This window comes from Aurantimonas aggregata, assembly GCF_010500835.1.
In the GTDB taxonomy this organism is placed as follows: domain Bacteria; phylum Pseudomonadota; class Alphaproteobacteria; order Rhizobiales; family Rhizobiaceae; genus Aurantimonas; species Aurantimonas aggregata.
The window spans coordinates 190,956-214,804 of record NZ_JAAAMJ010000002.1; the positions used below are offsets into that span (position 1 = coordinate 190,956).

Here is a 23,849-nt window from a genome sequence, read left to right on the forward strand (position 1 = left end):
TCTTGATGGGCCTCGAGCAACTGCGTGAAAAAGGCCTGCTCAAATGACGAAAAAAGACTATCGGTCCTACTCAGTTGGACAGCTCGTCCAAGCGTTTCTTGACGTGAGTCTTTCCCAATCTCATGCGGTCGACGAGGATGATCACGGGCCGATATAATCGCCTTGTGGACGACTACATCGCGCTCGTAGACGAATTGCGCTTGCGGAAGGGCGATCAGCGTAGGGTGCTACGGACGTTATTCGATCATATCAAACCGCAGGTCCGTTTGAACGCTGCCATCGCAACTCTCGCGGTTCTGCCGGACGAGGCGCGAGAGACGCTTCGACTGATCCATGCCCGGCGCGAATATCCCCAAGCCGCCGACGCGATCGGTTTGCTGAATGCGCTGGAGCGGGGAACCTACATACCGGAATAAGGGGATTGCGCTGTCACTCCGACGCCTGGGTTCGGCCACGCTCTCCGGACTCCTTGATGACTGTGTCTGGAGGAGCCTCGCCCAAATGAGTTCAAGCTCGACGACCATTTCCGCGCCTACAATGCCACCGTTCCACGGCAGATCGCGCTCGAAGCCGAATTGAAACGCCGGGACGGCGATCAGCGGCGGGCAATGCTATCGCTGCTCGAACATCTGAACATGCAGGTGCGCCTCAATGCCGCGCGCGCGGCCGATCCGTGGCACCGCAGGCGGCGCGACGAATGCTGCAGCAGATGCCGCCTCGCGCCATCTTCCTATGTTGGCCGACGCTGGAATGTCGATCCGGTCCTGGGATCAGGGCATCTGGAAACCGGACTGAGTCGAGAGGGTGCTTGTCCGGGCGACTTACAAGCACAATCGCTTGTTTTCGGCAGCAGTCCTACGCCGATGCCGGTCGCACGAACGCCGCCCGCTCGGCCGCGCACTCGTCGCGCACGCAGCAGCCGGCGACGTGATCGTTGACGAAGCCCATCGACTGCATGAAGGCGTAGATCGTGGTCGGGCCGACGAAGGTGAAGCCGGCCTGCTTCAGCGCCTTCGACAGGCGCGTGGCGGCGGGGGTCACGGGGTTGGCGCGCAGCCATTCCCAGTCGACGCTCTCCGGCCGCTCCGAGGCAGGCGGTTCGTGCGCCCAGAGGAAGGCGGCCAGCGAGCCGTGCGCCGCCTGCACCGCCTGGGTGCGGCGGGCGTTGTTGATGGCCGAGGCGATCTTGCCGCGATGGCGGATGATCCGCGCGTCGAGGACGATCCGGGCGATGTCGTCCTCGTCCATCGCCGCGACCCGGTCGACGGCGAAGCCGTGGAAGAGTTCGCGGAAAGCCTCACGCTTGCGCAGGATCGTCAGCCAGGAGAGGCCCGCCTGGAACCCCTCGAGGCAGAGCTTTTCGTACAGGCGGTCGTCATCCGCCACCGGCCGGCCCCACTCGTCGTCGTGGTAGCGCCGATAGGCGTCGTCGCTGCCGTGCCAGGCACAGCGCAGGCGCCCGTCAGGGCCTTCCGTCAGGCCGGGCGGTGGATCGAGGGGCTCGCTCATGGCCACCGTCATCGCAGGCGAGCCGGATGCTGACAAGACGCGGGACGGTGCGACGAAGCCTGCCCCCTGGGCAGAGGCAGCGCGGACGGCGACGGCAAACTCGCAGCGGCGGACGGCCGCGGCTTTGAGCGCCGCGGCCCGCTCGGTTCAGGCGTCCGTCAGCCGGCGCGTATCGCAGCGATAGCGCTTCAGATGCCATTTCGGCCGCCCCTGCAGGTGCTGGATGGCGGCCGCCTGGCCGAACATCGCGCACTGCATGATGGAGCCGTCGAAGGCGACGTTCTCGGACTGGCAATTGGCCGGGGCAGCGTTGAGGCAGACGATAAGGGTAAGAGCGATCATGGAATGCTCCAGAGGCCGCGCTCGGCGGCCGTGTCGAGGTTGATCCCCGGGCGCGCCGCGGCGGCCCGAACTGCCCTGCGTTTTCCCTCTATGGCTCTGATCGGCCTTTGCCGGGGTGACCCAGCGTCAGAAATCTACCATTTATGCTGCACTGCACAATGACCAGTGGCTCTTTAGGTCGCTGTTTGAAACGATGTGACCCAAAAGCATCCCGGGGTGCGAAGCGCGCACTCCGACCGGGCGACTGCCGCGGCAGATACGGCTCGTTAACCCTCTGAATTGGTTTCGATACCCACGTGGCCATCGCCCTGCGGCATTTACCGTTCGGTCGGGCTTTGCGGCGAAGCTGTGGCCGAGACCGGTTGCGGGGAGTGCTTGCCCCGGGCAACGGAACGAGGATCCGCCATGCGACGCATTTTTTCATTGATCGCCGTCACAGCCCTTGCTGCCGTCATCGGGCATCCGGCGACGGGTTTCGCACAGCAGCGCGGGGTCGAAGTATCGCCGGCGCTGCGGGGCGAATGGATCCTGCAGCTGTCGCCGGGCAGCGGCGTCGTGCCGGGATACCGCCGGCCGCACATGAACAGCCCGACCAACAATCTCTCGGGGGCCGTGCTCGGCACCCGGCCGGTCGCCGTCGGACGGGCGCGGCCGGTGCTGCGCGAACATCCAGCCGGTGCCCGGCGGGTCGTGCGCTACCCCGCCCCTGCGGCCGCGGATCCTCGCCACACGCGGGGGGTGGTGCGGCGGGGCTTCCATCCCGGCGAGCCCCAGCAGGTGGCGATGCAGCGGCCGCGCCAGATGGTGCCGCAGCACCATGTCGATCCGATCTACCTGCCGCAGGACGTCGCCTATCGCGGCAAGGAAGCGCCGGGGACGATCGTCGTCGATACCGGCTCGAAGTTCCTCTACCACGTCGGCAAGGGCGGCACCGCGCGGCGCTACGGCGTCGGCGTCGGCAAGCCGGGCTTTGCCTGGAAGGGCCGCCACCCGGTGACCCGCAAGGCCGAATGGCCGGGCTGGACGCCGCCGAAGGAAATGATCGCGCGGGAGCGCCGCAACGGCCGGATCCTGCCGGCCCACATGAAGGGCGGCGAGGCCAATCCGCTCGGCGCGCGGGCGCTCTATCTCGGCTCCACCCTCTACCGCATCCACGGCACCAACCAGCCCTGGACGATCGGCCAGTCGGTCTCCTCCGGCTGCATCCGGATGCGCAACCAGGACGTGATGGAGCTCTACGAGCGGGTGACTATCGGCACGAAGGTTGTCGTGCGCTGACGGCCTGAAAACACTGACTCAGGACGCGATGGAACCGGAGCCAGGATGAGCCGGCAAGCGCCTTCGAATCATGGCGAAATTGTGATAAGATTGACGCGGACGAGCCGGTCCGCGAGCGAGAGGGAAACAGCATGACTTCTGCCAAGCCTTCGATCGGGGTCGGACTCGCCGCCGCCCTGGCGCTTTTCATGACCATCGAGGCGGGCGCCCAGGAGCGCCGCTACGATTACGCGACGAACACGTGGCAGACGGTGAACGCGGCGCAGGCCCGGACGCAGACCCGCCAGGTGCAGCAGCGCAGGCCGGCCGCCGCCTTCATGCGCAAGCAGGTGCGGATCCAGACAAACGAGGCGCCGGGCACGATCATCGTCGATTCGCAGCGCAAATATCTCTACTTCGTCGAGGGCGCCGGCATGGCGACCCGCTACGGCGTCGGCGTCGGCAAGGAAGGCTTCGGCTGGTCCGGCAACATGAAGGTCGGGCGCAAGGCGGAATGGCCGGGCTGGACGCCGCCGGCCGCTATGATCAAGCGCGAGCGCGCCAAGGGCCGCATCCTGCCCGCCTACATGGAAGGCGGGCCCGCCAACCCGCTCGGTGCGAGGGCGATGTATCTCTATCGCGGCGGCCGCGACTCGCTGTTCCGCATCCACGGCACCAACCAGCCCTGGACCATCGGTCAGAACATGTCGTCGGGCTGCATCCGGATGATGAACGAGGACGTCGAGCACCTCTATTCGCGCGTCCCGAACGGCAGCAAGGTGATCGTCATCGGCCCGAGCGGCCAGGGCCCGAAGGGTCTCTATGCCGATCTCGGCCCGGTACGGTCGAATGCCCTGACGGCCCTGTTCGGCGGCTGACGCCACTCCGACAATCCTGAAACGGCCCGCCTGCGACGACGGGCCGTTTGCCGCCGGGTCTATTCCGCGGCGACGAGAGCCGCCTGTTGCCGCGGCTCGGTGCCGGCGAGGCTTGCCGGCTTCTCGCCGCCGAAGGCCCAGTCGAGCAGTTCCACCGTGTGGAGGATCGGGATCGCCGTCGCCGAGCCGATCTGCGTCATGCAGCCGATATTGCCGGTGGCAATCGCCTGCGGCGCGATGCGCTCGATGTTCCGCACCTTGCGGTCGCGCAGCGTCGCGGCGATCTCCGGCTGCAGGATGTTGTAGGTGCCGGCCGAGCCGCAGCAGAGATGCCCCTCCGGCACGTCGCGAACGGTGAAGCCGGCCTGCGCCAGCAGCACTTTCGGCGCCATGGTGATCTTCTGGCCGTGCTGCATCGAACAGGCCGAATGGTACGCGACGACGAGATCGGTGGCGTTGACCGGCAGCGGCAGGTCGAGCCCGGACAGATATTCGGTGACATCCTTCGCCAGCGAGGAGACCAGCGCGGCCTTCTCGGCATAGGCCGGGTCGAGCCGCAGCATGTGGCCGTAATCCTTGATCGTCGTGCCGCAGCCCGACGTGGTGACGATGATCGCGTCGAGCCCGCCGGCGGCGATCTCGCGGCTCCAGACATCGACATTGCGGCGGGCAAAGCCCAGCGCATCGTCTTCCTGGCCCATGTGATGGACGAGCGCGCCGCAGCAGCCCTCGCCCTTCGGCACGACCACCTCGACGCCGAGCCGCCCCAGCAGCCGCACCGTCGCCTCGTTGATCTTCGGATCGAGCACCGACTGGGCGCAGCCGCGCAGGATCGCCACGCGACCGCGGCGCGGGCTGGATGCCGGATGCACGCCGGGCTCGTTGACGGGCGAGCGTGGGGGCACGGCGGCGGGCGCGAGCTTCAGCATGGCGGCCAGCGGCTTCAGCGGTTTGACGGCGGCAAAGAGCGGCGCCAGCGGCCGGGCGATCCGCGCCAAAGTCAGGCTCGCCCGGAACCGTGCCGGATAAGGCAGCGTCATCGCCAGCACTTTGCGGATCATCCGGTCGACCAGCGGCCGGCGATAGGTCCGTTCGATATGGGTGCGGGCATGGTCGACGAGATGCATGTAGTTGACCCCCGACGGGCAGGTGGTCATGCAGGCCAGGCACGAGAGGCAGCGGTCGATGTGCTTGACGGTCTTCTCGTCGGCCGGCCGGTCGTTCTCCAGCATCTCCTTGATCAGGTAGATGCGCCCGCGCGGGCTGTCGAGCTCGTTGCCGAGCGTCACGTAGGTCGGGCAGGTCGCAGTGCAGAAGCCGCAATGCACGCATTTGCGGATGATCCCCTCGGAATGGGCGATCTCCGGATCGGCAAGCTGGGCGGGCGAGAAGGTGGTTTGCATTCAGTAGGCTCACGGCGCTGGAGAAGAAGGGCCGAAATCGGCGATCAGGGTTCCATCCCGTCGAAGGAGGAACGCACGTGCGGGACTTAAGCTTGCGATGATCCGGGTGATGGCGTCGGCCATTGTTTCGGTCAGCTTCCGGTCCGCGGAAGCGAGGACCAGAACGGCCAGACCGCTCCCCGCCAGCGGCTGCTGGAAAGGCAGGTTCTTGTCGTTGGTCACCAAGATCTCGTAGCCTCCGCCTCGGCGCGAGCGAGCAGATGGCCATCCGGCAGCTGCTTCCAGTCATTGGGAAAAGCAGTCGCGGCGATCCCGCGATCCCTAAGGGCCTTCGCCAATCCGCGTGGCACGCCTTCGTCCAACAGGACACGGTTCATGCGGCCTTGCCGTGAAGGCCTCGTGCGGCCAACAGAATGGCGGCTTCCGCCCGCTCACGTCCAATGCTCGGAAAGTCCAGGAGTATCTCCTCGAGCGAGGATCCGCCGGCAAGGTTCTCGAAAAGGGCATCCACGGGCACCCGCGTGCCGCGAAAGACGAGGGCTCCGCTGACAATGTCCGGATGCGACTCGAACAGTTCGTCTTCGGTCATGATCGATCATCCTCGCGGCCGTGCATTATGCACACTTTACCCCATCCGGCCCGGATTGAGCACGCCCTGCGGATCGAACTGCTCCTTCAGTCGCCGCGTGAGGCCGGCAAGCGGGCCCGGCTGGGGCTGGAAGACATCGCTTGCCGCCCGCACCGGCTCGGATGCCCGCACCAGCGTCGCGTGGCCACCGCCAAAGCGGCGGATCGTCTCGCGCACCAGAGCGGCGGCCGGCTCGCCCTCCATCCGCATCCAGACGAGCCCGCCCTGCCAGTCGTAGAAGGCGTCGATCGCGGTCTGCATGCGCAGGCTCATGACGATCTCGTGCCCCCGCGTCGGCGTGACGGAGAGGCGCCAGACCGGCTTGGCCGTGCCGTCGGCGAAGGGCCGCACGTCGCGAACGTCGCGCCAGAGCGCACGGGAGGCATCGGCCTCCAGACGCTCCAGGGGGGCGACGCGCGAGAGGGCCGCGCCCAGATGCGCGGCGCGCGCCGCGACCGAGGGGCCGAACCCCTCCAGCCGGATCAGCGTCGCGGCATCCTTGCCGAGCGTGCCGTCGGCGACCCGCGCGGCGACGAACATCGGCAGATGCGCCGCGCCAGACACCTCCGCCGAGGAGCCCATGGCGGCGGCCATGGCGCCGGCGGCCGCATCGTCGCCGAGCCCCCGCAGCACCAGGGTCGTCTCGGTCTCGCTCTTCGGCAGCACCTTCACCGTGATGTCGGTCATCACCGCCAGCGTGCCGAACGAGCCGGTCAGCCCCTTGGAGAGGTCGTAGCCGGTGACGTTCTTGACCACCCGGCCGCCGGACTTGAAGATCTCGCCGCGGCCCGACACGGCGGCAACGCCGAGGATGTGATCGCGCGCCGCGCCCTGCTTCAGACGGCGCGGCCCGGCGAGATTACAGGCGATGACGCCGCCGAGCGTGCCCTGCCCCGGCTCCAGCCCGTGCAGCGGGCCATAGTCCAGCGGCTCGAATTCCAGGCGCTGGTTGTTGTCGTCGAGCAGCTGCTCGATCTCGGCGATCGGGGTTCCGGCCCTGGCCGAGAGGACAAGCTCCTCCGGCTCGTAGAGCGTGACGCCGCTCATGGCGGCCAGCGACAGGGTACTCGCCGCCTGCACGGGGCGACCGAGGCCGCGCTTGGAGCCATGGCCTTCGATCGCCAGCGGCTCTTCCGCCGAGATGGCGGCGGCAATGATTTCGCGCAGGCTCTCGGGCGTCTCGGGACGAAGCAGTTCATGGATCATTGGTCGTTCATAAGCCCGCTATCCCGGCCCGCGCTTTCGTTACGCGCCGGTTGCATTTCCTGGAATTCCCGTTTGCGGGCCAGCTTCGCCTTCATCTTTTCGTGGGCCTTGCGGTAGGCCCACTCCGGCAGGATCGGATGCTCGGCGTCGATCTGCCGCTTCTCCTGCAGAAGCTTCTCAAACTCGCCCAGCGGATCCACGTCCGGGTCCTCGCGATGCGGAACAATCGCCACGAAGCTTCGGATCCGATCGCGCAGGGCGTGATACTTGTTGGAATATTGCTGGTAGCTCGCCGCCTTTTCCGACGGCTTCAGGAAGGTCAGCACGGCGGTGGCCACCGAGGCGATGATGGCAGCGGCGCCGCTGTACAGGCCGCCGCGCTGCGAGTCGCCGGCGTGCAGGAATTCAGCTCCGGCCAGGGCGGCACTCAGCGCCGCCGCCAGCGCAGCGGAAAGCCCGAGCCAGAGGTTGATGGCGTTCCATTGACCGGATAGCAGCGCATCGCGGATCGCGGCACGTTCGCAATCCTCGGCAATCTTCGTCGCCTGAGACATGATGGCATCCTGCAAAGCCGCCGCCGCCATCAGAACCTCGGCAAATCGGGAAAGGCCACCTGCCCCTTGTGGACATGCATGCGGCCGAGTTCGGCGCAGCGGTGGAGCTGCGGAAAGACCTTTCCGGGGTTGAGCAGATGCTTGGCGTCGAAGGCACACTTCACCCGCTGCTGGTGCTTCAGATCGTCCTCGTTGAACATTTCCGGCATGAGGTCGCGCTTTTCCACGCCCACCCCGTGCTCGCCGGTCAGGACGCCGCCGACCGCGACGCAGAGGCGCAAGATGTCGTTACCGAATTCCTCGGCCCGGTGCAGTTCGCCCTCCTTGTTGGCGTCGTAGAGGATCAGCGGGTGGAGATTGCCATCGCCGGCGTGGAAGACGTTGGCGACGCGCAGGCCGTATTTCTCCGACATCGCCTTCATGCCGGCGAGGACCTTCGGCAGTTCCTTGCGCGGGATCGTGCCGTCCATGCAGTAATAGTCCGGCGAGATGCGCCCGACCGCCGGGAAGGCCGCCTTGCGGCCGGCCCAGAAGGCGGCGCGTTCCTCGTCCGACTGCGAGACCCGGCAGGTTACCGCGCCGTTGGCATTGGCGATCGCCTCGACCTCTGCGAGCAGGTGATCGACTTCCGCCCCCGGCCCGTCGAGCTCGACGATCAGCAGCGCCTCGACGTCGCGCGGATAGCCGGCATGGACGAAATCCTCGGCGGCGTGGATCGCCGGCCGGTCCATCATTTCCATGCCGCCCGGAATGATGCCCTTGGCGATGATCGCAGCGACGCATTCGCCGGCCTGCTCGGAGGTCGGGAAGCCGATCAGCACGGCGCGGGCCGTCTCCGGCTTCTGCAGGATGCGCACCGTCACCTCGGTGACGACGCCCAGCAGCCCTTCCGACCCTGTCATCAGGCCGAGGAGGTCGTAGCCCTCCGCGTCGAGATGCTTGCCGCAGAGCCGCATCACCTCGCCCTCGATCGTGACGAACTCGATGCCGAGGACATTGTTGGCGGTCAGTCCGTATTTCAGGCAGTGGACCCCGCCGGAATTCTCCGCGACGTTGCCGCCGATCGAGCAGGCGATCTGCGAGGACGGATCCGGCGCGTAGTAGAAGCCCTCGCCCTCCACCGCCTTGGTGATGCCGAGATTGGTGACTCCCGGCTGCACGACGGCGCAGCGATTGTCGTAGTCGATCTCGATGACCTTGTTGAACTTCGACAGGACGAGCAGGACGCCGTCTTCCAGCGGCAGGGCGCCGCCGGACAGCGAGGTTCCCGAGCCGCGCGGCACCACCGGAATGTCGTTGGCGTGGCAATAGGATAGGACCGCCGCAACCTGGGCGACCGTGTCCGGCAGCACAACGACGAGCGGCATCTGGCGATAGGCGGTGAGGCCGTCCGATTCGAACACCGCCATTTCGTTGGCGGCATCGACGACGCCTTCGCCCGGCACGATCGCCCGCAGGGCGGCAACGATCGCCGCGCGGCGATCGAGGATCGCCTGTGACGGCTTCGGCATCATGACGGCCATGGTCTCAGTCTCCCGTTCGCTCCAAAACTAGGCGCCCTGCCCGGCCGCGTCCACAAGCGGCCGCCGGCTTCAGTGCCCGTCTTCGCCGCTGCCCTTCATGTGGGTGATGCGCAGCCGTCGGACGACCAGCCAGACGGCGAGAAGCGCGACGGGCACGAACATTGCGGTCATGACCGTCGCGGAAACCGGCGAGCCCTCGTGCTCGATGGCCTTGGCGATGTAGCCGAACAGGCTGACGACGTAATAGCCGATGGCCGCGACGGAGAGGCCCTCGACGGTCTGCTGCAGCCGCAACTGCAGCCGCGCCCGCCGATCCATCGACGACAGGAGGTCGCGGTTCTGGTGCTCCAGCTCGACGTCGATGCGGGTGCGCAGCAGATTGGCGGCGCGGCTCAGCTTTTCCGACAGGCCCGACTGGCGTTCCTCGATGGCGCGGCAGGTGCGCATCGCCGGCCCCATGCGCCGCTTCAGGAAGGCGCTCCAGCTTTCCTGGCCGACGATCGGCTGCTCGCCCACCGCGCCGAGGCGCTCGCGCACGATCTCGTCATAGGCCCGGCTTGCGCCGAACCTGTAGAGGACGGAGGCGGAGGACGCCTCGACCTGCGCCGCGGCAAGCGTGATCTCCTGCAAGAGGTTGCGGCTGTCCTCCGTCCCGCCGGTCATCTCCTCGGTGATCGTCATCAGCTGGCCCTCGAGGGCCTGGATCGCCGGCCCGACCGACTGGGCGAGCGGCAGGCCGAGCAGCGCCAGCGTGCGGTAGACCTCGATCTCGACGAGGCGCATGGCAAGCGCCCCGGCACGCGGCGGCGGCAGATCGTCGGCGAGCACCAGCATCCGCGTCAATCCGTCGCCATCCTGGCGAAAATCGGTGGCGGCGCGGGCGCGGCCGCCTTCCATGGTCGAGAAGCAGAAACTCGTCTTGTCGAAGCTTTCGAGGGCTGCCTGTCCGGCTGCGTCGTCGGGCCGCAACTCGAGGCGGACCCCGGCGATGAAGAGGCCCGGCGCCCGGAACTCGGAGCCGAACGGGTGGCCGTCGACCGCGTCACCGAAGCGCTCCGGCGGCGGCCCGTCCCAGGAATAGGTGGAGAATTCGGTGTGGCGCTCCCAGCGCAGCTTGCCCTTGCCGAAGGCGAAGGAATGCGTCCGCGCGCCCGCCGCCGGGGGCGGCACGCCCCGGCGCACCGACATCTCGGAGAGCACCGAAAGGTCCGCTTCACCATGGTCCTCGATCATGAAGGCGAGGACGACGAGCACCCGCGGCGGCTTGATCAGCGGGAACGGCCGCGCATGCAATTCGCCCAGCACCGCCGCGCGGCGCGGATCGGTCGGAAAGCGATCGAACGAGGCCTTGCGCAATGTGATCCCGCTCATCTTCAGTCCCCTTGCCGTGCCGCTCTTGCTAGCCGATGGCGGGGACGGATACCAAGACTGATTTGCACCCGCCGCAAAACCGGCCCAGAACAGCGGTCAGACATAAGCGGGGATCGTACCCCGCCAGGGAGAAGCCCTTGAACGAGAATGCCGTTTCGCCGACAGGCCAACCCCGGGTCGCGCTGTTCGTCACCTGCCTGGTCGACCTCTTCCGGCCGAGCGTCGGCTTTGCCGCGATCAAGCTCCTGGAGGATGCCGGCTGCGTGGTCAGCGTGCCCGCCGCGCAGACCTGCTGCGGCCAGCCGACCTATAATTCCGGCGACCGGGCCGACACCCGCGCCATCGCCGAACAGGTGATCGCGGCATTCGAGGGCTTCGACTACGTCGTCGCCCCGTCGGGCTCGTGTGCCGCGATGCTGAAGAAGCATTATCCCGAGCTCTTCGCCGGCGATCCGGCCTGGGAGACGCGCGCCAATGCCTTCTCCGACAAGGTCCACGAACTCGTCAGCTTCCTCACCGACGTGCGCGGCATGACGACCGTCGCGGCGCAGGTCTCGGGCACCGCGACCTACCACGATTCCTGCTCCGGCCTTCGCGAGCTTGGCATCAAGCGGCAGCCGCGCATGCTGCTGGAGAGCGTCGACGGGCTCGAACTTGCCGAACTCAAGGACGCCGAAGTCTGCTGCGGCTTCGGCGGGACGTTCTGCGTCAAGTATCCCGACATCTCCAACGCCATAGTCACCAAGAAGGCCCGCAATGTCGGGATGAGCGGCGCCGACATGCTGCTCGCCGGCGATCTCGGCTGCCTGATGAACATGGACGGCAAGCTGAAGCGCGAGGGCATCGCCGTCGAGGTCCGGCACGTGGCGGAAGTGCTGGCGGGCATGACCGATGCGCCGCCGATCGGCGGCAAGCTGTGAGCGACCGCTTCGCACCGGCTCCGCTCTCCTTCGCCGCAGGCCATCGCCCACCGGTGACGCCGCGCTGCGACCACGCTTTCGAATAGGGTCGCCCGATGCAGATCACCTCCCAGACCTTCAAGGCCAATTCCGTCAAGGCGCTCGCCGATGTCGACCTGCAGCGGGCGCTCGGCAATGTCGAGCGCGGCTTCATCGACAAGCGGCAGAAGGCGGTCGACGCGCTGCCGGAGTTCGATGCGCTGCGCGACAATGCGGTGGCCATCAAGAACCACACGCTGAAGCATCTCGACCTCTATATCGAGGCCTATGTCGCCAAGGTGCAGGCCAGCGGGGGCATCGTGCATTTCGCCGAGGATGCCGACCACGCCAACCAGATCTTCCTCGACATCGCCAGGCGCCGAAAGGCGAAGACCGTCACCAAGGGCAAGACGATGATCTCCGAGGAGATCGGGTTCAACGCCTTTTTGGAGAAGAACGGCATCGTCCCTATCGAGACCGATCTCGGCGAGTACATCATCCAGCTGCGCGGCGAGCACCCGAGCCACATCATCGCGCCCGCCGTTCACGTCAATCGCGATCAGGTGGAAGCCGATTTCCGACGAGTCCATGTCGATCTCGACCCGATGCGCAGCCTGGTCGAGCCGGAGATGCTGCTGGGCGAGGCGCGGCAGATCCTGCGCCAGAAATACGGCGAGGCCGATATCGGCGTTACCGGCGCGAACTTCCTGATCGCCGAGACCGGCTCCTCCGTCATCGTCACCAACGAGGGCAATGGCGACCTCACCCAGCTGCTCGGCAAGTGCCACGTCGTCCTCGCCTCGATCGAGAAGCTGGTGCCGACGCTGGAGGACATGGCGCAGATCCTCAGGATCCTCGCGCGTTCGGCCACCGGCCAGGACATGAGCGTCTACACGACGCTGTCGACCGGGCCGAAGCGCCCGGAAGATCCGGACGGGCCGGACGAGTACCACGTCATCCTTATCGACAACGGCCGCTCCAACATGCTCGGCACGGAGTTCGAGGACATGCTGCGCTGCATCCGCTGCGGCGCCTGCATGAACCATTGCCCGGTCTATCACGCGGTCGGCGGCCATTCCTACGGCTGGGTCTATCCGGGCCCGATGGGCGCGGTGCTCACCCCGTCGCTGATCGGCGTCGACAAGTCCGGACACCTGCCGAACGCCTCCACCTTCTGCGGCCGTTGCGAAAGCGTCTGTCCGATGCGCATCCCGCTGCCGAAGATGATGCGGCACTGGCGCGAGAAGGAGTTCGAGAGCCATCTGCAGCCGACGACACAGCGCGCCGGGCTCGGCGTCTGGGCGTTCTTCGCCCGGCATCCGAAGCTCTACCGGGCGGCAGTCTCGATCGCCATGCCGCTGCTGAACCGCGCCGGCGGATCGAAGCGCCGCTTCGCCTCGCTGCCGCTCGCCGGCGGCTGGACCAAATGGCGCGACCTGCCGGCACCCGAGGGCAAGACCTTCATGCAGCAATACGCCGCGCGCACGAACGGAGCCGAACATTGAGCGCCTCGACACGCGACGCCATTCTCGGCCGCATCCGCCGCGCCAATGGCGGCCGGCCGCACGATCCCGAGCGCCAGCGGATCGTCGACGCGCGGCTCGCCGGCAAGGCGCCGGGCATCGTGCCCCGGCGTGGACAGCTGCCCCATGACCAGCAGGTGGCGCTGTTCATCGCCATGGCCGAGAAGGTCCAGGCGACGACGGCGCGGGTCGTGAGCTACGCCGAGCTCCCTGCGGAAGTGTCGCGCTGGCTCAGGGAGAACAATTTCCCCGCCGATCTGCGGCTCTGTGAGGATCCGCGCATCGCCGGCGCCGATTTCGACGCGACCGCGCTGACGATCCGCCGCGGTGCTAGCGACGGCAACGACCTCAACGCGCTCTCGCATGCCGAGGCGGGGATCGCCGAGACCGGCACGCTCTGCCTCGTCTCCGGACCGGAAAACCCGACCAGCCTGAACTTCCTGCCGGAGAACCATATCGTCGTGGTCAGGGCGGCAGATATCGAGGGCGACATGGAGGCGCTGTTTCCGGCGCTGCGCCAGCGCTACGGCGAAGGCAGGATGCCGCGCTCGGTGAACTTCATCACCGGACCGTCGCGCTCCGGCGACATCGAACAGGTGCTGCTTCTCGGCGCCCACGGGCCTCGGGCGCTGCACATCGTCATCGTCGACTGACGCGGCGCGTGACGGGCCTTGACCGGCGGGGGCTGCGGTGGATTGCTGTCGCGGCCCTCACGGAGCCGCCGCCATGCCCATCGAACCCGCCACCCTCGCTGCCTTCGCGCTCGCCTCGCTGATCGTGCTGGCGATCCCCGGTCCGACGATCGTGATGGTCGTTGGCCAGGCGCTCGCGCATGGGCGGTCGGTGGCGCTGGCCAGCATTGCCGGGGTCGGGCTCGGCGACCTCCTCGCCGCCGGCCTGTCGCTGGCCGGCGTGGGCGTTCTACTGTCGGCCTCCGCCACGGCCTTCATGGCGCTGAAATGGGCCGGCGCCGCCTATCTCGTCTGGATCGGCATGCGCATGTGGCGCGCGCCCGGATCTCTCGCAGCGGATGACGACACCAGTGACATCCCGCCCGCGAAGAGGCTTTCGGCGCGGGTCTTCCGCGACGCGTTCCTGGTGACGCTTTTCAATCCGAAGGGCATCGTCTTCTTCGTGGCCTTCGTCCCGCAATTCATCGATCCCGGCAAAGCCTATGGGCCGCAGGCCGCCGTTCTCGTCGCCGTGTTCGTCGTGCTGGGCATTCTCAACGCGCTCATTTACGTGATGATCGCCGGCCGGGCCCGCCGTCTCGTGCGCCAGAAGCGCTTCCTGCGTTCCCTGAGCAGGCTCGGCGGCACCTTCCTGATCGGCGCCGGGATCGCGGCAGCCCTTGCACGGCGTCCAGCGCTGTCCTGAGAAGATCCATGGCCGGCACGGAACGTCGGACCGCGCGTACCGTTCATTCGCCGACACACAGGAGTACCCATCATGACGACGCTTCAGCAGCAGGCCACCGACAATACCGGTCCCCGAGACCGCTCGCAGGAGGGCGTCGACAAGGGCGTCGAGCGCGAGACCCCCGACACCGACAAGCGCTCGGCCGAGGATATCGAGGAAGGGCTGATGACCGACGAGGAAGAGCTCGACGAGGCGCTGGACGAGACGTTTCCGGCCTCCGATCCCGTCTCGCCAAGCCGCATAGACGGCCCAATCTGAACGCGGCCCGTTGCCCGGAGTGGATTTCGGCGGCTTAGGTCCGTTTCGCAGGTTCCGACGAGACCGCCGGGACCTGCGCCGCTGTCCGGACTTCATGCACTGACGCCGCAATGTCCGCATCCGCCGCGTCCATCCCCTCGACCCGTCCGGCGAGTTCCGGCATGAGGAGATTGCAGCAGCGGGGACGACAATGCCGAGCCACGACTTCAAGAGCCCCCGCCTCCATGTCGACGCAGATCTCGTCGAGGCCGAAGCCGTTGGCGCTTCCCCCGTTCAGGCCAACTACCTTCTGAACGTCCTGCGGCTCGGCGAAGGCGACGCCGTCCTTGCCTTCAATGGCCGCGACGGCGAATGGCGCTGCGAACTTCGCAAGCCGGCTAAGAAGAAGCTCGATCTCGTGCCGCTGGTGCGGATCCGCGACCAGACCCCGCTCCCCGACCTTCTCTACCTCTTCGCGCCGCTGAAGCACGCGCGGCTCGACTACATGGTGCAGAAGGCCGTGGAGATGGGCGCCGGGACCCTGCAGCCGGTGATGACGCAGCACGTGCAGGCGTCGCGGATCAATATCGACCGGATGCGCGCCAACGCGATCGAGGCCGCCGAGCAGTGCGGCATCCTGTCGGTCCCGGACTGCCGCGACCCGATCGGCTTTGCCGCGCTGCTGGCGGCCTGGGACCCTGCCCGACACCTGATCTTCTGCGACGAGCGCGAGGAGGCCGAGAGCCCGATCGACACCCTGCGCGCCATGCCGCCGGGGCCCCTGGCCCTGCTGGTCGGCCCGGAAGGAGGGTTTTCCGAGGACGAGCGCGCCAAGTTGCGCGCCTTGCCCTTCGTCACGGTGATGTCACTCGGCCCCCGGATCCTGCGCGCCGATACGGCCGCCGTCGCGGCCCTCGCCGTCCTGCAGGCTGCGGTCGGGGACTGGCGCGAGGGGTGAGGCTCCGTTAGAGCCCGCACCGTCAACGGCAAAGCCTCTTGCGTTCGCACGCATCATTGGGCAACCCGTTGCGGTTCCGTCCGGGCCCTCAAGGGTGCGGCATCGGATGTCGACTGAGGGAAATGAACTGCCATGGCGCGCGACACCACCGACCTGACGCCGGTCTCCTCGGTCGAGGACCTGACGGCGTATCTGAAGGCTGGCGAGAAGCCCGAAGCCGCGTTCCGGATCGGCACCGAGCACGAGAAGTTCGGCTACTACACCGAAGATCTCTCGCCCGTGCCCTACGAGGGCGAGCGCGGCATCGCGACTTTGCTCGAGCGCATGAAGGCGCTGTCCGGCTGGGAAGCCATCGTCGACGACGGCAAGATCATCGGGCTCTACGGCAGCAACGGCCAGGGCGCCATCTCGCTCGAGCCCGGCGGCCAGTTCGAGCTCTCCGGCGCGCCGCTGGAAACCATTCACGCCACCTGCCGCGAATCCAACGCGCATCTCGCCGAAGTGCGGGCCGTCGCCAAGGATCTCGGCATCGGCTTCCTCGGCATCGGCTCGTCGCCGACCTGGACGCTCGCCGAGACGCCGATCATGCCGAAATCGCGCTACGCGATCATGCGCAACTACATGCCGAAGGTCGGCACGCGCGGCCTCGACATGATGCTGCGGACCGCGACGATCCAGGTCAATCTCGACTTCGCCGACGAAGCCGACATGCGCCGCAAGATGCAGGTCGGCATGCGCCTGCAGCCGGTGGCCTCGGCGCTGTTCGCCAACTCGCCCTTCACCGAGGGCAAGCCGAACGGTCTCGCCTCCTGGCGCTCCGACGTCTGGTCCGACGTCGACAACCAGCGTTCGGGCCTCCTGCCCTTCGTCTTAAAGCCGGACTTCACCTATCGCGACTATGTCGAATGGGCGCTCGACGTGCCGATGTATTTCGTCACCCGCCACGGCCGCTACCACGACACCACGGACGTCACCTTCCGCCAGTTCATGGATGGCGCCCTCAAAGGCCGGATCGACGATCCCGAGCCGCAGATGGGCGACTGGACCAATCATCTGTCGACGCTGTTCCCGGACGTGCGGCTGAAGACCTTCATCGAGATGCGCGGCGCCGATGGCGGCCCGTGGCGGCGGATCTGCGCGCTGCCGGCCTTTTGGGTCGGCCTGCTCTATGACAAGGCGACCCTCAAGGCGGTCGACGATTTCACCAGCGACTGGACCTTCGAGGAGGTCTCGGCAATGCGCGCCGAAGTGCCGCGAAGCGGCTTCCGCACGCCGTTCCGGGACGGCACCGTCCTCGACATCGCCCGCGAAACCGTGCGGCTGGCGCGGCAGGGCCTCGTCGCCCGCAACCGGCGCAACGAGGAAGGCAACGACGAAAGCCATTTCCTGGCGCCGCTGGAAGAGGTCGTCGCCCGTGGCACGACGTCAGGCGAGGAGCTGGTCCGGCTCTATGAGGAACAGTGGGATCGGTCGATGGAGCGGGTCTTCAAGCACCTGACCTACTGAGGTCCGGCGGCGGACAGCGATCCCCGCATGTCTGCCGCCGGAAATTGATGCGTCCGCCGCCGAATCATGCTTGGCTGGCGCCATTGGCGCACCATGTGTTTGCGTGCGCATCGTTTGGCGGTGGCGCCAGGGCACGCTGCGGACCGAGGTCGCAATGACCGATTTCTTCGACTGGCTGACTGCGGGCGACTCCGGCCTTGCTGCCTGTCGCCTGGCCGATTCGTTCAAGCTGTCGCAGCAGGAGATGCGCAAGACCGCTGACGCGCTCGCTCCCGCCTTCACGCTGGCGCTGCAGCGGGCGATGCTGGACCCGGCCGCCTGGGCCAGAATCTCGCATCATTTTCGGCCGTTCTGGAATGCCAGCGGCCAAGCCGATCCGGCGCTGGCGCAGACGCCGGCCGCGCGCGACCTCGCCGCAGCCCTGTTCGGCTCGGGGGAACTGGCGGCCGCCGTGTCGCGGCACGTGTCGATGGCGAGCGGCGTTGCACCGGACACCGTCGACACGTTGATGCGCAATCTGTCGATCCTGACCATGCAGACCATGGTCCAGACGATGATCGCCAACGCGGCACGCAACCAGCCCAAAGGCCTCGCCGAAGGCAACTATTCCGCTGCGATGGCGGAGATGATGCGGCGCGGGGCGAACGCGATGGAGGCGCTTGGCCGGCCGTCGGACACGCCCGACGACCGCCACCCCGTGCATCCCCCCGGTTCGGAATATCTCAGCAATCTGTTCGGCAATGCGCTGAAGGGCGAGATGCCGTGGCTCCCGCCGACGGGCGCGACAACCGCGGCCCAGCCGGCCGCCGAGCCCACCGCACCACCGACCGATCCGCTGGCCGCGTTCCTGCCCTTCGAGGCGATGATGGGCGGCTTCCTGCGCGGCATGACCCCGCCGGAGGCGCCGGAAGCGGCAGCTGATCCTGCCCCTGATGACGGCGTTTTGCCGTCGGCAGACGCGGACCTGTCTCGGGCGCCGGAAGACGGCGGCAACCCCGCCGGCAGCGGAACGCAGCTGCAGGACGATTACGCCCAGCAGATGATGGCGATCTTCCGCCGCTACGGCGGCGGCGACGACCGTGAGACCGGCTGACACACGATCATTCTTCTCCCGAATCCTCTTTGCCGGACCCACCAGTGCCTGTCGTCGAAATTGCCATCATCCTCTTTCTCATCCTGCTCAATGGCTTCTTCGCCATGTCGGAGCTGGCGCTCGTCTCCGCGCGCCGCTCACGCCTCGAGCAGATGGCGAAGGAAGGTCGCCGCGGCGCCAAGGCGGCGCTGCGCCTGACCGAGGACCCGACCGGCTTTCTGTCGACCGTGCAGGTCGGCATCACGCTCGTCGGCATCTTCGCCGGCGCATATGGCGGGTCGGTTCTCGCCGCCCCGCTGGCGGCCGTCATGGCGGACTGGCCGCTGGTCGGCCCCTATGCCGAGACCGCTGCCTTCGTCATCGTCGTCGTGGCGATCACCTATCTGTCGCTGGTGTTCGGCGAGCTGGTGCCGAAGCGCTTCGCGCTGCGGCGGGCCGAGCAGATCGCGGCCTTTGTCGCACCGTTCATGAGCCTTCTGGCGCGATGCGGCGCGCCGCTCGTCTGGCTGCTGCGGGTCTCGACGGAAGCGGTCGCGTCGCTGCTCGGGTCGAGCGGCGACAACAGCGGAGCGGTGACCGAGGAAGACGTCCGCGCGATGATCGCCGAAGGCACGGTCAGCGGGGTGTTCAAGCCGAAGGAACGGCAGATGCTGGAGGGGGTGATCCGCATCGCCGACCGCACCGTCCGCTCGATCATGGTGCCGCGGCCGGACGTGATCTGGGTCGATCTGAACGATCCCGCCGACATAGTCCTCGACGAAATCGTGGCAGCGGGCCATTCGCGCTTCCCGGTGATCGACACCCAGAGCGACGACGTCGTCGGCCTCGTCCAGACCAAGGATCTCCTGGAACAGCAGCGCCGGAACGGCCGGATCGAGCTGCGGACGGCGATGCACGACGCGCTCTACGTCCACGAGACGATGCCGATCCTGAAGCTGCTCGACCGTTTCCGCACGACCCACATCCATCTCGCCGTCGTGCTCGACGAATATGGTTCGCTGGAGGGGATCGTCACGCCGACGGATATTCTCGTCGCCATCGCGGGCACGCTGCCGGAAAGCCCCGAGGGCAACCCCTCGATGGTGCAGCGGCCGGACGGGTCATGGCTGGTCGATGCGACGATGTCGGTGGATTCGGTCGCGGCGGCACTGCCGGATTTCGGCTTTCCCGAAACCCGTGACTATCACACTGTCGCGGGCTTCGCGCTCGACCGCTTCGGAACGATCCCGGAAACCGGCGACCGGTTCGCGTGGAACGGCTGGACGGTGGAGGTCGTCGATCTGGACGGGCGCCGGATCGACAAGCTGCTGCTGTCGCCGGCGGCCGTCGAGGAAGCGGAGGGCTCCGGCGTCTGAGACGTCGAAGCCCCGATCCGATGCATCAGTCGCCGAGGCCACGCCGGCGCCGTGCCGCGGTCATCGCCAGCCGGTAGGTCGGGTCCTCGTGCCAGTCGGCGTGCAGCGCCTCGCTCACGTCGTCGCGGCGGATGCCGAGATCCGTCAGGAGATAATCCGGCAGCTCGCTCAGTCGGCGCGCCGCGCGGCGATTGCCCATCGTCCTGACGATCGCGCCGGCTGCGCCGAATACCGTCTTCCCCGCCTGACGAATCGTGGCAGCGGGTGCATCCCAGAGGGGCTTGTGGAGGATGGTCATGGCCTGATCTCCTTTTTGGCAGCCATGTGAAAGTCGGAAAAAGCGGGGGCGGCGACGCCACGCCTTGCGACGTGTCGACCAGTCCGACCCCCAAGTTGTTCCTGACAAGAATGAAGGTAGTCGGCCCCGATTGATTAGACCAACGAATGTTCGTAATATGAAGCATCATTCTCAGTGATGGGAAAGCCGATGACCGCCCCGCTCGATCTCGACCAGCTCCGCACCTTCGTCGCCATCGTCGATGCCGGCAGTTTCACCCGCGCCGCGGACGACGTCTTCAAGACCCAGTCCGCCGTCTCGATGCAGATGCGTCGCCTCGAGGATCGCCTCGGCGTCAGCCTGTTCGAGCGGACCGGCCGGACGATCCGCATCACCGACGAGGGCTCGCGCCTGCTCGCCTATGCCAGGCGGATGATGGCGCTGAGCCAGGAAACGCTGTCGGCGTTCGATGACGACGCGATGCAGGGCCATGTCCGGATCGGCCTGCCGGACGACTACGCCGAGCGCTTCCTGCCGGAGATCCTGGCGCGCTTCTCGCGCTCCAACCCGCTGGTCGAGTTGCAGATCGCCTGCGAACCGTCGTCGAACCTCACCGAGCACGTGGAAAAGGGCCGCCTCGACGTCGCGCTCGTTTCGGACTGCTATCCCGGTGCGAAGCTTGCCGAGATCGTGCGGCGCGAACCGTTGCACTTCGTCGCCTCGTCCTCGCACGACACCCACAACGAGCCGGTGCTGCCGCTGGCGCTCGGGCGGCCGGACTGCGTCTGGCGGACGCAGGGCTGCGCCGCCCTCGACCGCATCGGCCGGCGCTACAAGGTGCTGTTCACCTCATGGTCGGCGCAGATCGTCACCTCGGCTGTGCTCTCCGGCCTTGCCGTCAGCGTGCTGCCGGAATGCGCGCTGCGGCCGGGCATGCGGATTCTCGGCGAATACGACGACTTCCCGACGCTGATGGACACCGAGATCGGCGTCATCCGCTCGCGCAGCGCCGACAGCCCGGTGGTGTCGGCGCTGGTCGAGCACATCCGCGAGAGCCTCGCCAATCTCGCACCGCCGGAAAGTCAGGCGCGGCCGTCGCACCTGCCGGACACCCGCACCGGGCGCCCGCAGCGCGCCCGCGGCATGGTCTCGCTGGTCAAATGAGCGTCACCCGGCGCCCTTGACCCGGGCCGCCCGAACCGCACAGTGACGCCATGAGCCTTTCCGTCGAATCCGCCGTCTCCAACGTCGCCGAGTACACCGTCTCGGAAATCTCCGGCGCGCTGAAGCGCACGGTCGAGGATGCCTTCGGCCATGTCCGGGTGCGCGGCGAGATCTCCGGCTATCGCGGCCCGCATTCGTCCGGCCACGCTTATTTCTGCCTGAAGGACGACAAGGCCCGCATCGACGCCGTCGTCTGGCGAACCGCCTTCGTCAAGCTGGGCTTCAAGCCCGAAGAGGGCCTGGAGGTCATCGCCACCGGCCGGTTGACCACCTTCCCCGGCTCGTCGAAATACCAGATCGTGATCGAGACGATCGAGCCGGCCGGTGCCGGCGCGCTGATGGCGCTGCTCGCCGAGCGCAAGCGCAAGCTGGAAGCCGAGGGCCTGTTCGCGCCCGAGCGCAAGCGGGCGCTGCCGTTCTTGCCGCGGGTCATCGGCGTCGTCACCTCGCCCACCGGCGCGGTCATCCGCGACATCCATCACCGCATCGCCGACCGGTTTCCGGTGCATATTCTGGTCTGGCCGGTGCGGGTGCAGGGCGAGACCTCCGGCGCCGAGGTCTCCGCGGCCATCGCCGGCTTCAACGCTATCGAGCCCGGTGGCGCGATCCCGCGGCCGGACGTCATCATCGTCGCGCGCGGCGGCGGCAGCCTGGAAGATCTCTGGGGCTTCAACGACGAGGCGGTGGTGCGCGCGGCGGCCGCTTCCGCGATCCCGCTGATCTCCGCGGTCGGCCACGAGACCGACTGGACGCTGATCGACCATGCCGCCGACCGCCGCGCGCCGACACCGACGGGCGCGGCGGAAATGGCCGTGCCGGTCCGCGCCGACCTCCTCGCCAATCTGGCGAACCTTCACGCCCGCCACGCGGGCGCGATCTCGCGCCGGCTCGAGCAGGAGCGCAAGGCCGTCACCGCCACCGCCCGGGCGCTGCCGACGCCGGACATGCTGCTGACGCTGCCGCGCCGGCGGCTCGACGAGGCGACGACCTCGCTCGGCCAGTGCCTGCGCGTCGCGGTCGGCGACAAGCGCCGCGCCTATGGCGAGATCGCGTCACGCTTGACGCCCAAGACCCTCGAATCGATGCTGCGCGAAAAGCGCGCCGACCTCCGCCACCACGAGAGCCACGCGGCCCATGCCGTCCAGGCGCTGGTCGTCGCCCGGCGCCAGCGCTTCGACCGCGTCGCGGCGCACCTCCAGCCGCACGTGATTTGGGCCCGCAGCGAAGCCGCCCGCCTGCGGCTCGACGCCTTCGGGGAGCGGCTGGCCGTCGCGGCGGCCCGCAGCGCAGATGCCCGAAGGCAGCGCCTCGCGGCGGCCTGGCGCGTCGCGACCAGCCTCGACCCGCGCCGCGTGCTGGAGCGCGGCTACGCCATCATCCGCGGCCCCGGCGACGTGCCGATCGTGCGGGCCGAGGGGCTCGCGCCCGGCATGCATTTCGAGGTGGAGTTTGCCGGACGGGAACGCCGGGCGGCCGTTGCGACTGGAGAGGGCGATGCGGTGCCGGTAGCGCCGGCGCCTGCGCGGGCCAAGCCCCGAGCGCCACGAAGGACGGCAACCGCCGATAACCAGGGCGATCTGTTCTGAGGCAACGAAGCCTCAGTCCACAGATCGACGCACATCGCGAGGCGACGCAGGCAGTCGCTACGCGCGACCACTCCGATAAGGCAGGATCTCAACTCTTGAGGCTTTTGAATGGTACGGTTGGGTGGTCTCGAACCACCGACCTCCGGAGCCACAATCCGACGCTCTAACCAACTGAGCTACAACCGCACGGCGGACTTTCGTCCGCGAACCGAGCAGATAAAATCTTTCGGCGCCGCACGCAAGCCCATCCGGCGGTGTTCGCCGTCGGGAGCCGCGTTTCGGGAATGGGCGTCGCCGGACAAGGAGCCGTGACAAGCGCCTTCAGATGGCGCCACGGCCGTCCGACCGACAGGCAGACCCCCCCGCCACGAGGCGAAGGGCGATCCGTCCGGCGGGCGGAAGCCCCTCTTCAGGGACGTCCGCTGCCGGGCGAAAATTGTCAGGCGTTCTTGCTGGCCTTCTGGAAGGCGTCGCGGCCCGGCTTGATCATGTCCTGCGCCACCGACTGGCTCAGCTTCTGCATGTCCTTGGCCTGGTCCGTCACCAGCTCGACCTGCTTGCGCACATAGGCGGTCTGCATTTCGATGACCTCGGCGAAGGATTTCGCGGACATCATCTTGTCGAGGTGCTGGAAGCCCATCTCGGCATTGCTGCGCATGGCGTCGATCGCCTTCTTGGACAGCTGGAGCGAGCCCTGATGGACGTTCTCCATCGTCGATTCGAGCGCCTTGGTCGCCTCGTCGGCGGCCGCCTTCATGCGGCCGTAGGCTTCCTTGGACTGCTCCATCGACTTCTGCGTCATCGCGCGGAAGGTCTCGGACATCTGCGCCGGGTCCATGCCGGCCATCATCGCCTGCGGGTTCGGCATGGCGAAGGGGTCGTTTGCGGTATTCTTCTGGTCTGCCATCGACTGTCTCCTCACGGTCTCGCGCCGCAGCCCACTCTATGGCGCGGCTGCCTATTTCGATAGCAGCTTCCATTGTGCACTGCAACATAAGCGTCGTTTCCGAGACCTTCGGCGCTGTCGCGTTAACCCTCTGGACCGACGGAACGGCAGAAAAG

26 protein-coding genes and 1 tRNA gene are annotated in these 23,849 nt (G+C 67.5%); 15 read left to right on the forward strand and 12 right to left on the reverse strand.

Features of this window, described 5'->3' with window-relative positions:
• The first annotated feature begins 137 nt into the window (after window positions 1–137).
• Together GTW51_RS05200 and GTW51_RS05205 are read left to right on the forward strand one after the other, a co-directional pair.
• On the forward strand, window positions 138–416 hold the full coding sequence (locus GTW51_RS05200) for a DUF2019 domain-containing protein (protein ID WP_246232655.1): 279 nt from the start codon (window positions 138–140) through the stop codon (window positions 414–416).
• A 66-nt stretch (window positions 417–482) separates the two neighbouring features.
• The gene (locus GTW51_RS05205) at window positions 483–938 is read left to right on the forward strand and encodes a DUF2019 domain-containing protein (RefSeq protein ID WP_281354578.1); all 456 of its coding nucleotides are present in this window, start codon (window positions 483–485) and stop codon (window positions 936–938) included.
• Here the strand turns inward: GTW51_RS05205 and GTW51_RS05210 are convergent.
• Both GTW51_RS05210 and GTW51_RS05215 read right to left on the reverse strand, forming a co-directional pair.
• Window positions 856–1,509 carry a DNA-3-methyladenine glycosylase I gene (locus tag GTW51_RS05210; protein ID WP_163042839.1) on the reverse strand — a complete coding sequence of 218 codons (654 nt, stop codon included), beginning with the start codon at window positions 1,507–1,509 and terminating at the stop codon, window positions 856–858. The genes GTW51_RS05205 and GTW51_RS05210 overlap by 83 nt on opposite strands.
• 147 nt (window positions 1,510–1,656) lie before the next feature.
• A complete protein-coding gene (locus tag GTW51_RS05215) occupies window positions 1,657–1,851 on the reverse strand; it encodes a hypothetical protein (protein WP_163042840.1) in 195 nt (64 codons plus the stop codon).
• Between the two features lie 405 nt (window positions 1,852–2,256).
• Here GTW51_RS05215 and GTW51_RS05220 point away from each other — a divergent pair, with 405 nt between their 5' ends.
• Together GTW51_RS05220 and GTW51_RS05225 are read left to right on the forward strand one after the other, a co-directional pair.
• A complete protein-coding gene (locus GTW51_RS05220) occupies window positions 2,257–3,129 on the forward strand; it encodes a L,D-transpeptidase (protein ID WP_163042841.1) in 873 nt (290 codons plus the stop codon).
• A gap of 131 nt (window positions 3,130–3,260) precedes the next feature.
• On the forward strand, window positions 3,261–3,986 hold the full coding sequence (locus GTW51_RS05225; protein WP_246232659.1) for a L,D-transpeptidase: 726 nt from the start codon (window positions 3,261–3,263) through the stop codon (window positions 3,984–3,986).
• 59 nt (window positions 3,987–4,045) lie between these two features.
• Here the strand turns inward: GTW51_RS05225 and glcF are convergent, their stop codons facing one another.
• From glcF to GTW51_RS05260, 7 genes are all read right to left on the reverse strand, one after another.
• Window positions 4,046–5,389, reverse strand: a complete 1,344-nt coding sequence (gene glcF / locus GTW51_RS05230; protein ID WP_163042842.1) for a glycolate oxidase subunit GlcF — start codon at window positions 5,387–5,389, stop codon at window positions 4,046–4,048.
• A 9-nt stretch (window positions 5,390–5,398) separates the two neighbouring features.
• Window positions 5,399–5,611 (reverse strand): hypothetical protein, encoded by a 213-nt coding sequence (locus GTW51_RS05235; RefSeq protein WP_163042843.1) that lies wholly within the window; start codon window positions 5,609–5,611, stop codon window positions 5,399–5,401.
• 151 nt (window positions 5,612–5,762) lie between these two features.
• Window positions 5,763–5,978, reverse strand: a complete 216-nt coding sequence (locus tag GTW51_RS05240) for a DUF433 domain-containing protein (RefSeq protein ID WP_163042844.1) — start codon at window positions 5,976–5,978, stop codon at window positions 5,763–5,765.
• Between the two features lie 36 nt (window positions 5,979–6,014).
• Window positions 6,015–7,223 carry a glycolate oxidase subunit GlcE gene (glcE, locus tag GTW51_RS05245; protein WP_163042845.1) on the reverse strand — a complete coding sequence of 403 codons (1,209 nt, stop codon included), beginning with the start codon at window positions 7,221–7,223 and terminating at the stop codon, window positions 6,015–6,017.
• Window positions 7,220–7,807: an SLATT domain-containing protein gene (locus tag GTW51_RS05250; protein ID WP_163042846.1), complete on the reverse strand. Its 588-nt coding sequence runs from the start codon at window positions 7,805–7,807 to the stop codon at window positions 7,220–7,222. The genes glcE and GTW51_RS05250 overlap by 4 nt, the downstream gene beginning before the upstream one ends.
• The gene (locus GTW51_RS05255) at window positions 7,807–9,300 is read right to left on the reverse strand and encodes an FAD-linked oxidase C-terminal domain-containing protein (protein ID WP_163042847.1); all 1,494 of its coding nucleotides are present in this window, start codon (window positions 9,298–9,300) and stop codon (window positions 7,807–7,809) included. The genes GTW51_RS05250 and GTW51_RS05255 overlap by 1 nt, the downstream gene beginning before the upstream one ends.
• 69 nt (window positions 9,301–9,369) lie before the next feature.
• Window positions 9,370–10,671, reverse strand: a complete 1,302-nt coding sequence (locus tag GTW51_RS05260) for a DUF3422 family protein (RefSeq protein ID WP_163042848.1) — start codon at window positions 10,669–10,671, stop codon at window positions 9,370–9,372.
• Between the two features lie 137 nt (window positions 10,672–10,808).
• On the opposite strand from GTW51_RS05260, the gene GTW51_RS05265 reads away from it, so the two are divergent.
• The 9 genes from GTW51_RS05265 (at window position 10,809) to GTW51_RS05305 (ending at window position 19,700) form a co-directional block, all read left to right on the forward strand.
• Window positions 10,809–11,591 carry a (Fe-S)-binding protein gene (locus tag GTW51_RS05265; RefSeq protein WP_246232661.1) on the forward strand — a complete coding sequence of 261 codons (783 nt, stop codon included), beginning with the start codon at window positions 10,809–10,811 and terminating at the stop codon, window positions 11,589–11,591.
• Window positions 11,592–11,686: 95 nt separating this feature from the next.
• Window positions 11,687–13,114 (forward strand): LutB/LldF family L-lactate oxidation iron-sulfur protein, encoded by a 1,428-nt coding sequence (locus GTW51_RS05270; protein ID WP_163042850.1) that lies wholly within the window; start codon window positions 11,687–11,689, stop codon window positions 13,112–13,114.
• Window positions 13,111–13,785 carry a LutC/YkgG family protein gene (locus GTW51_RS05275; protein ID WP_163042851.1) on the forward strand — a complete coding sequence of 225 codons (675 nt, stop codon included), beginning with the start codon at window positions 13,111–13,113 and terminating at the stop codon, window positions 13,783–13,785. Before GTW51_RS05270 ends, GTW51_RS05275 begins: the two co-directional genes overlap by 4 nt.
• Before the next feature lie 73 nt (window positions 13,786–13,858).
• Window positions 13,859–14,509 carry a LysE family translocator gene (locus GTW51_RS05280; protein WP_163042852.1) on the forward strand — a complete coding sequence of 217 codons (651 nt, stop codon included), beginning with the start codon at window positions 13,859–13,861 and terminating at the stop codon, window positions 14,507–14,509.
• 72 nt (window positions 14,510–14,581) lie between these two features.
• Window positions 14,582–14,809, forward strand: coding sequence for a hypothetical protein (locus tag GTW51_RS05285; RefSeq protein ID WP_163042853.1), 228 nt, complete (start codon window positions 14,582–14,584; stop codon window positions 14,807–14,809).
• A 190-nt stretch (window positions 14,810–14,999) separates the two neighbouring features.
• Window positions 15,000–15,746: a 16S rRNA (uracil(1498)-N(3))-methyltransferase gene (locus GTW51_RS05290; RefSeq protein ID WP_163042854.1), complete on the forward strand. Its 747-nt coding sequence runs from the start codon at window positions 15,000–15,002 to the stop codon at window positions 15,744–15,746.
• Between the two features lie 132 nt (window positions 15,747–15,878).
• Window positions 15,879–17,252, forward strand: a complete 1,374-nt coding sequence (locus GTW51_RS05295; protein ID WP_163042855.1) for a glutamate--cysteine ligase — start codon at window positions 15,879–15,881, stop codon at window positions 17,250–17,252.
• A gap of 154 nt (window positions 17,253–17,406) precedes the next feature.
• On the forward strand, window positions 17,407–18,345 hold the full coding sequence (locus GTW51_RS05300; RefSeq protein WP_163042856.1) for a hypothetical protein: 939 nt from the start codon (window positions 17,407–17,409) through the stop codon (window positions 18,343–18,345).
• Window positions 18,346–18,389: 44 nt separating this feature from the next.
• On the forward strand, window positions 18,390–19,700 hold the full coding sequence (locus GTW51_RS05305; RefSeq protein ID WP_163042857.1) for a CNNM domain-containing protein: 1,311 nt from the start codon (window positions 18,390–18,392) through the stop codon (window positions 19,698–19,700).
• Between the two features lie 25 nt (window positions 19,701–19,725).
• On the opposite strand, the gene GTW51_RS05310 is transcribed toward GTW51_RS05305, so the two are convergent.
• Window positions 19,726–19,998 (reverse strand): YjiS-like domain-containing protein, encoded by a 273-nt coding sequence (locus GTW51_RS05310; RefSeq protein ID WP_163042858.1) that lies wholly within the window; start codon window positions 19,996–19,998, stop codon window positions 19,726–19,728.
• Between the two features lie 189 nt (window positions 19,999–20,187).
• Between GTW51_RS05310 and GTW51_RS05315 the strand changes: the two genes are divergently transcribed.
• Together GTW51_RS05315 and xseA are read left to right on the forward strand one after the other, a co-directional pair.
• Entirely contained in the window at window positions 20,188–21,141 is a 954-nt protein-coding gene (locus tag GTW51_RS05315) for a LysR family transcriptional regulator (RefSeq protein WP_163042859.1), read from the forward strand.
• Between the two features lie 50 nt (window positions 21,142–21,191).
• Window positions 21,192–22,787, forward strand: a complete 1,596-nt coding sequence (gene xseA, locus GTW51_RS05320) for an exodeoxyribonuclease VII large subunit (RefSeq protein ID WP_163042860.1) — start codon at window positions 21,192–21,194, stop codon at window positions 22,785–22,787.
• Window positions 22,788–22,896: 109 nt separating this feature from the next.
• Here the strand turns inward: xseA and GTW51_RS05325 are convergent.
• Together GTW51_RS05325 and GTW51_RS05330 are read right to left on the reverse strand one after the other, a co-directional pair.
• Window positions 22,897–22,973 (reverse strand) — tRNA-His (locus tag GTW51_RS05325).
• Between the two features lie 253 nt (window positions 22,974–23,226).
• Window positions 23,227–23,694, reverse strand: coding sequence for a phasin (locus GTW51_RS05330; RefSeq protein WP_163042861.1), 468 nt, complete (start codon window positions 23,692–23,694; stop codon window positions 23,227–23,229).
• Window positions 23,695–23,849: the final 155 nt, after the last annotated feature.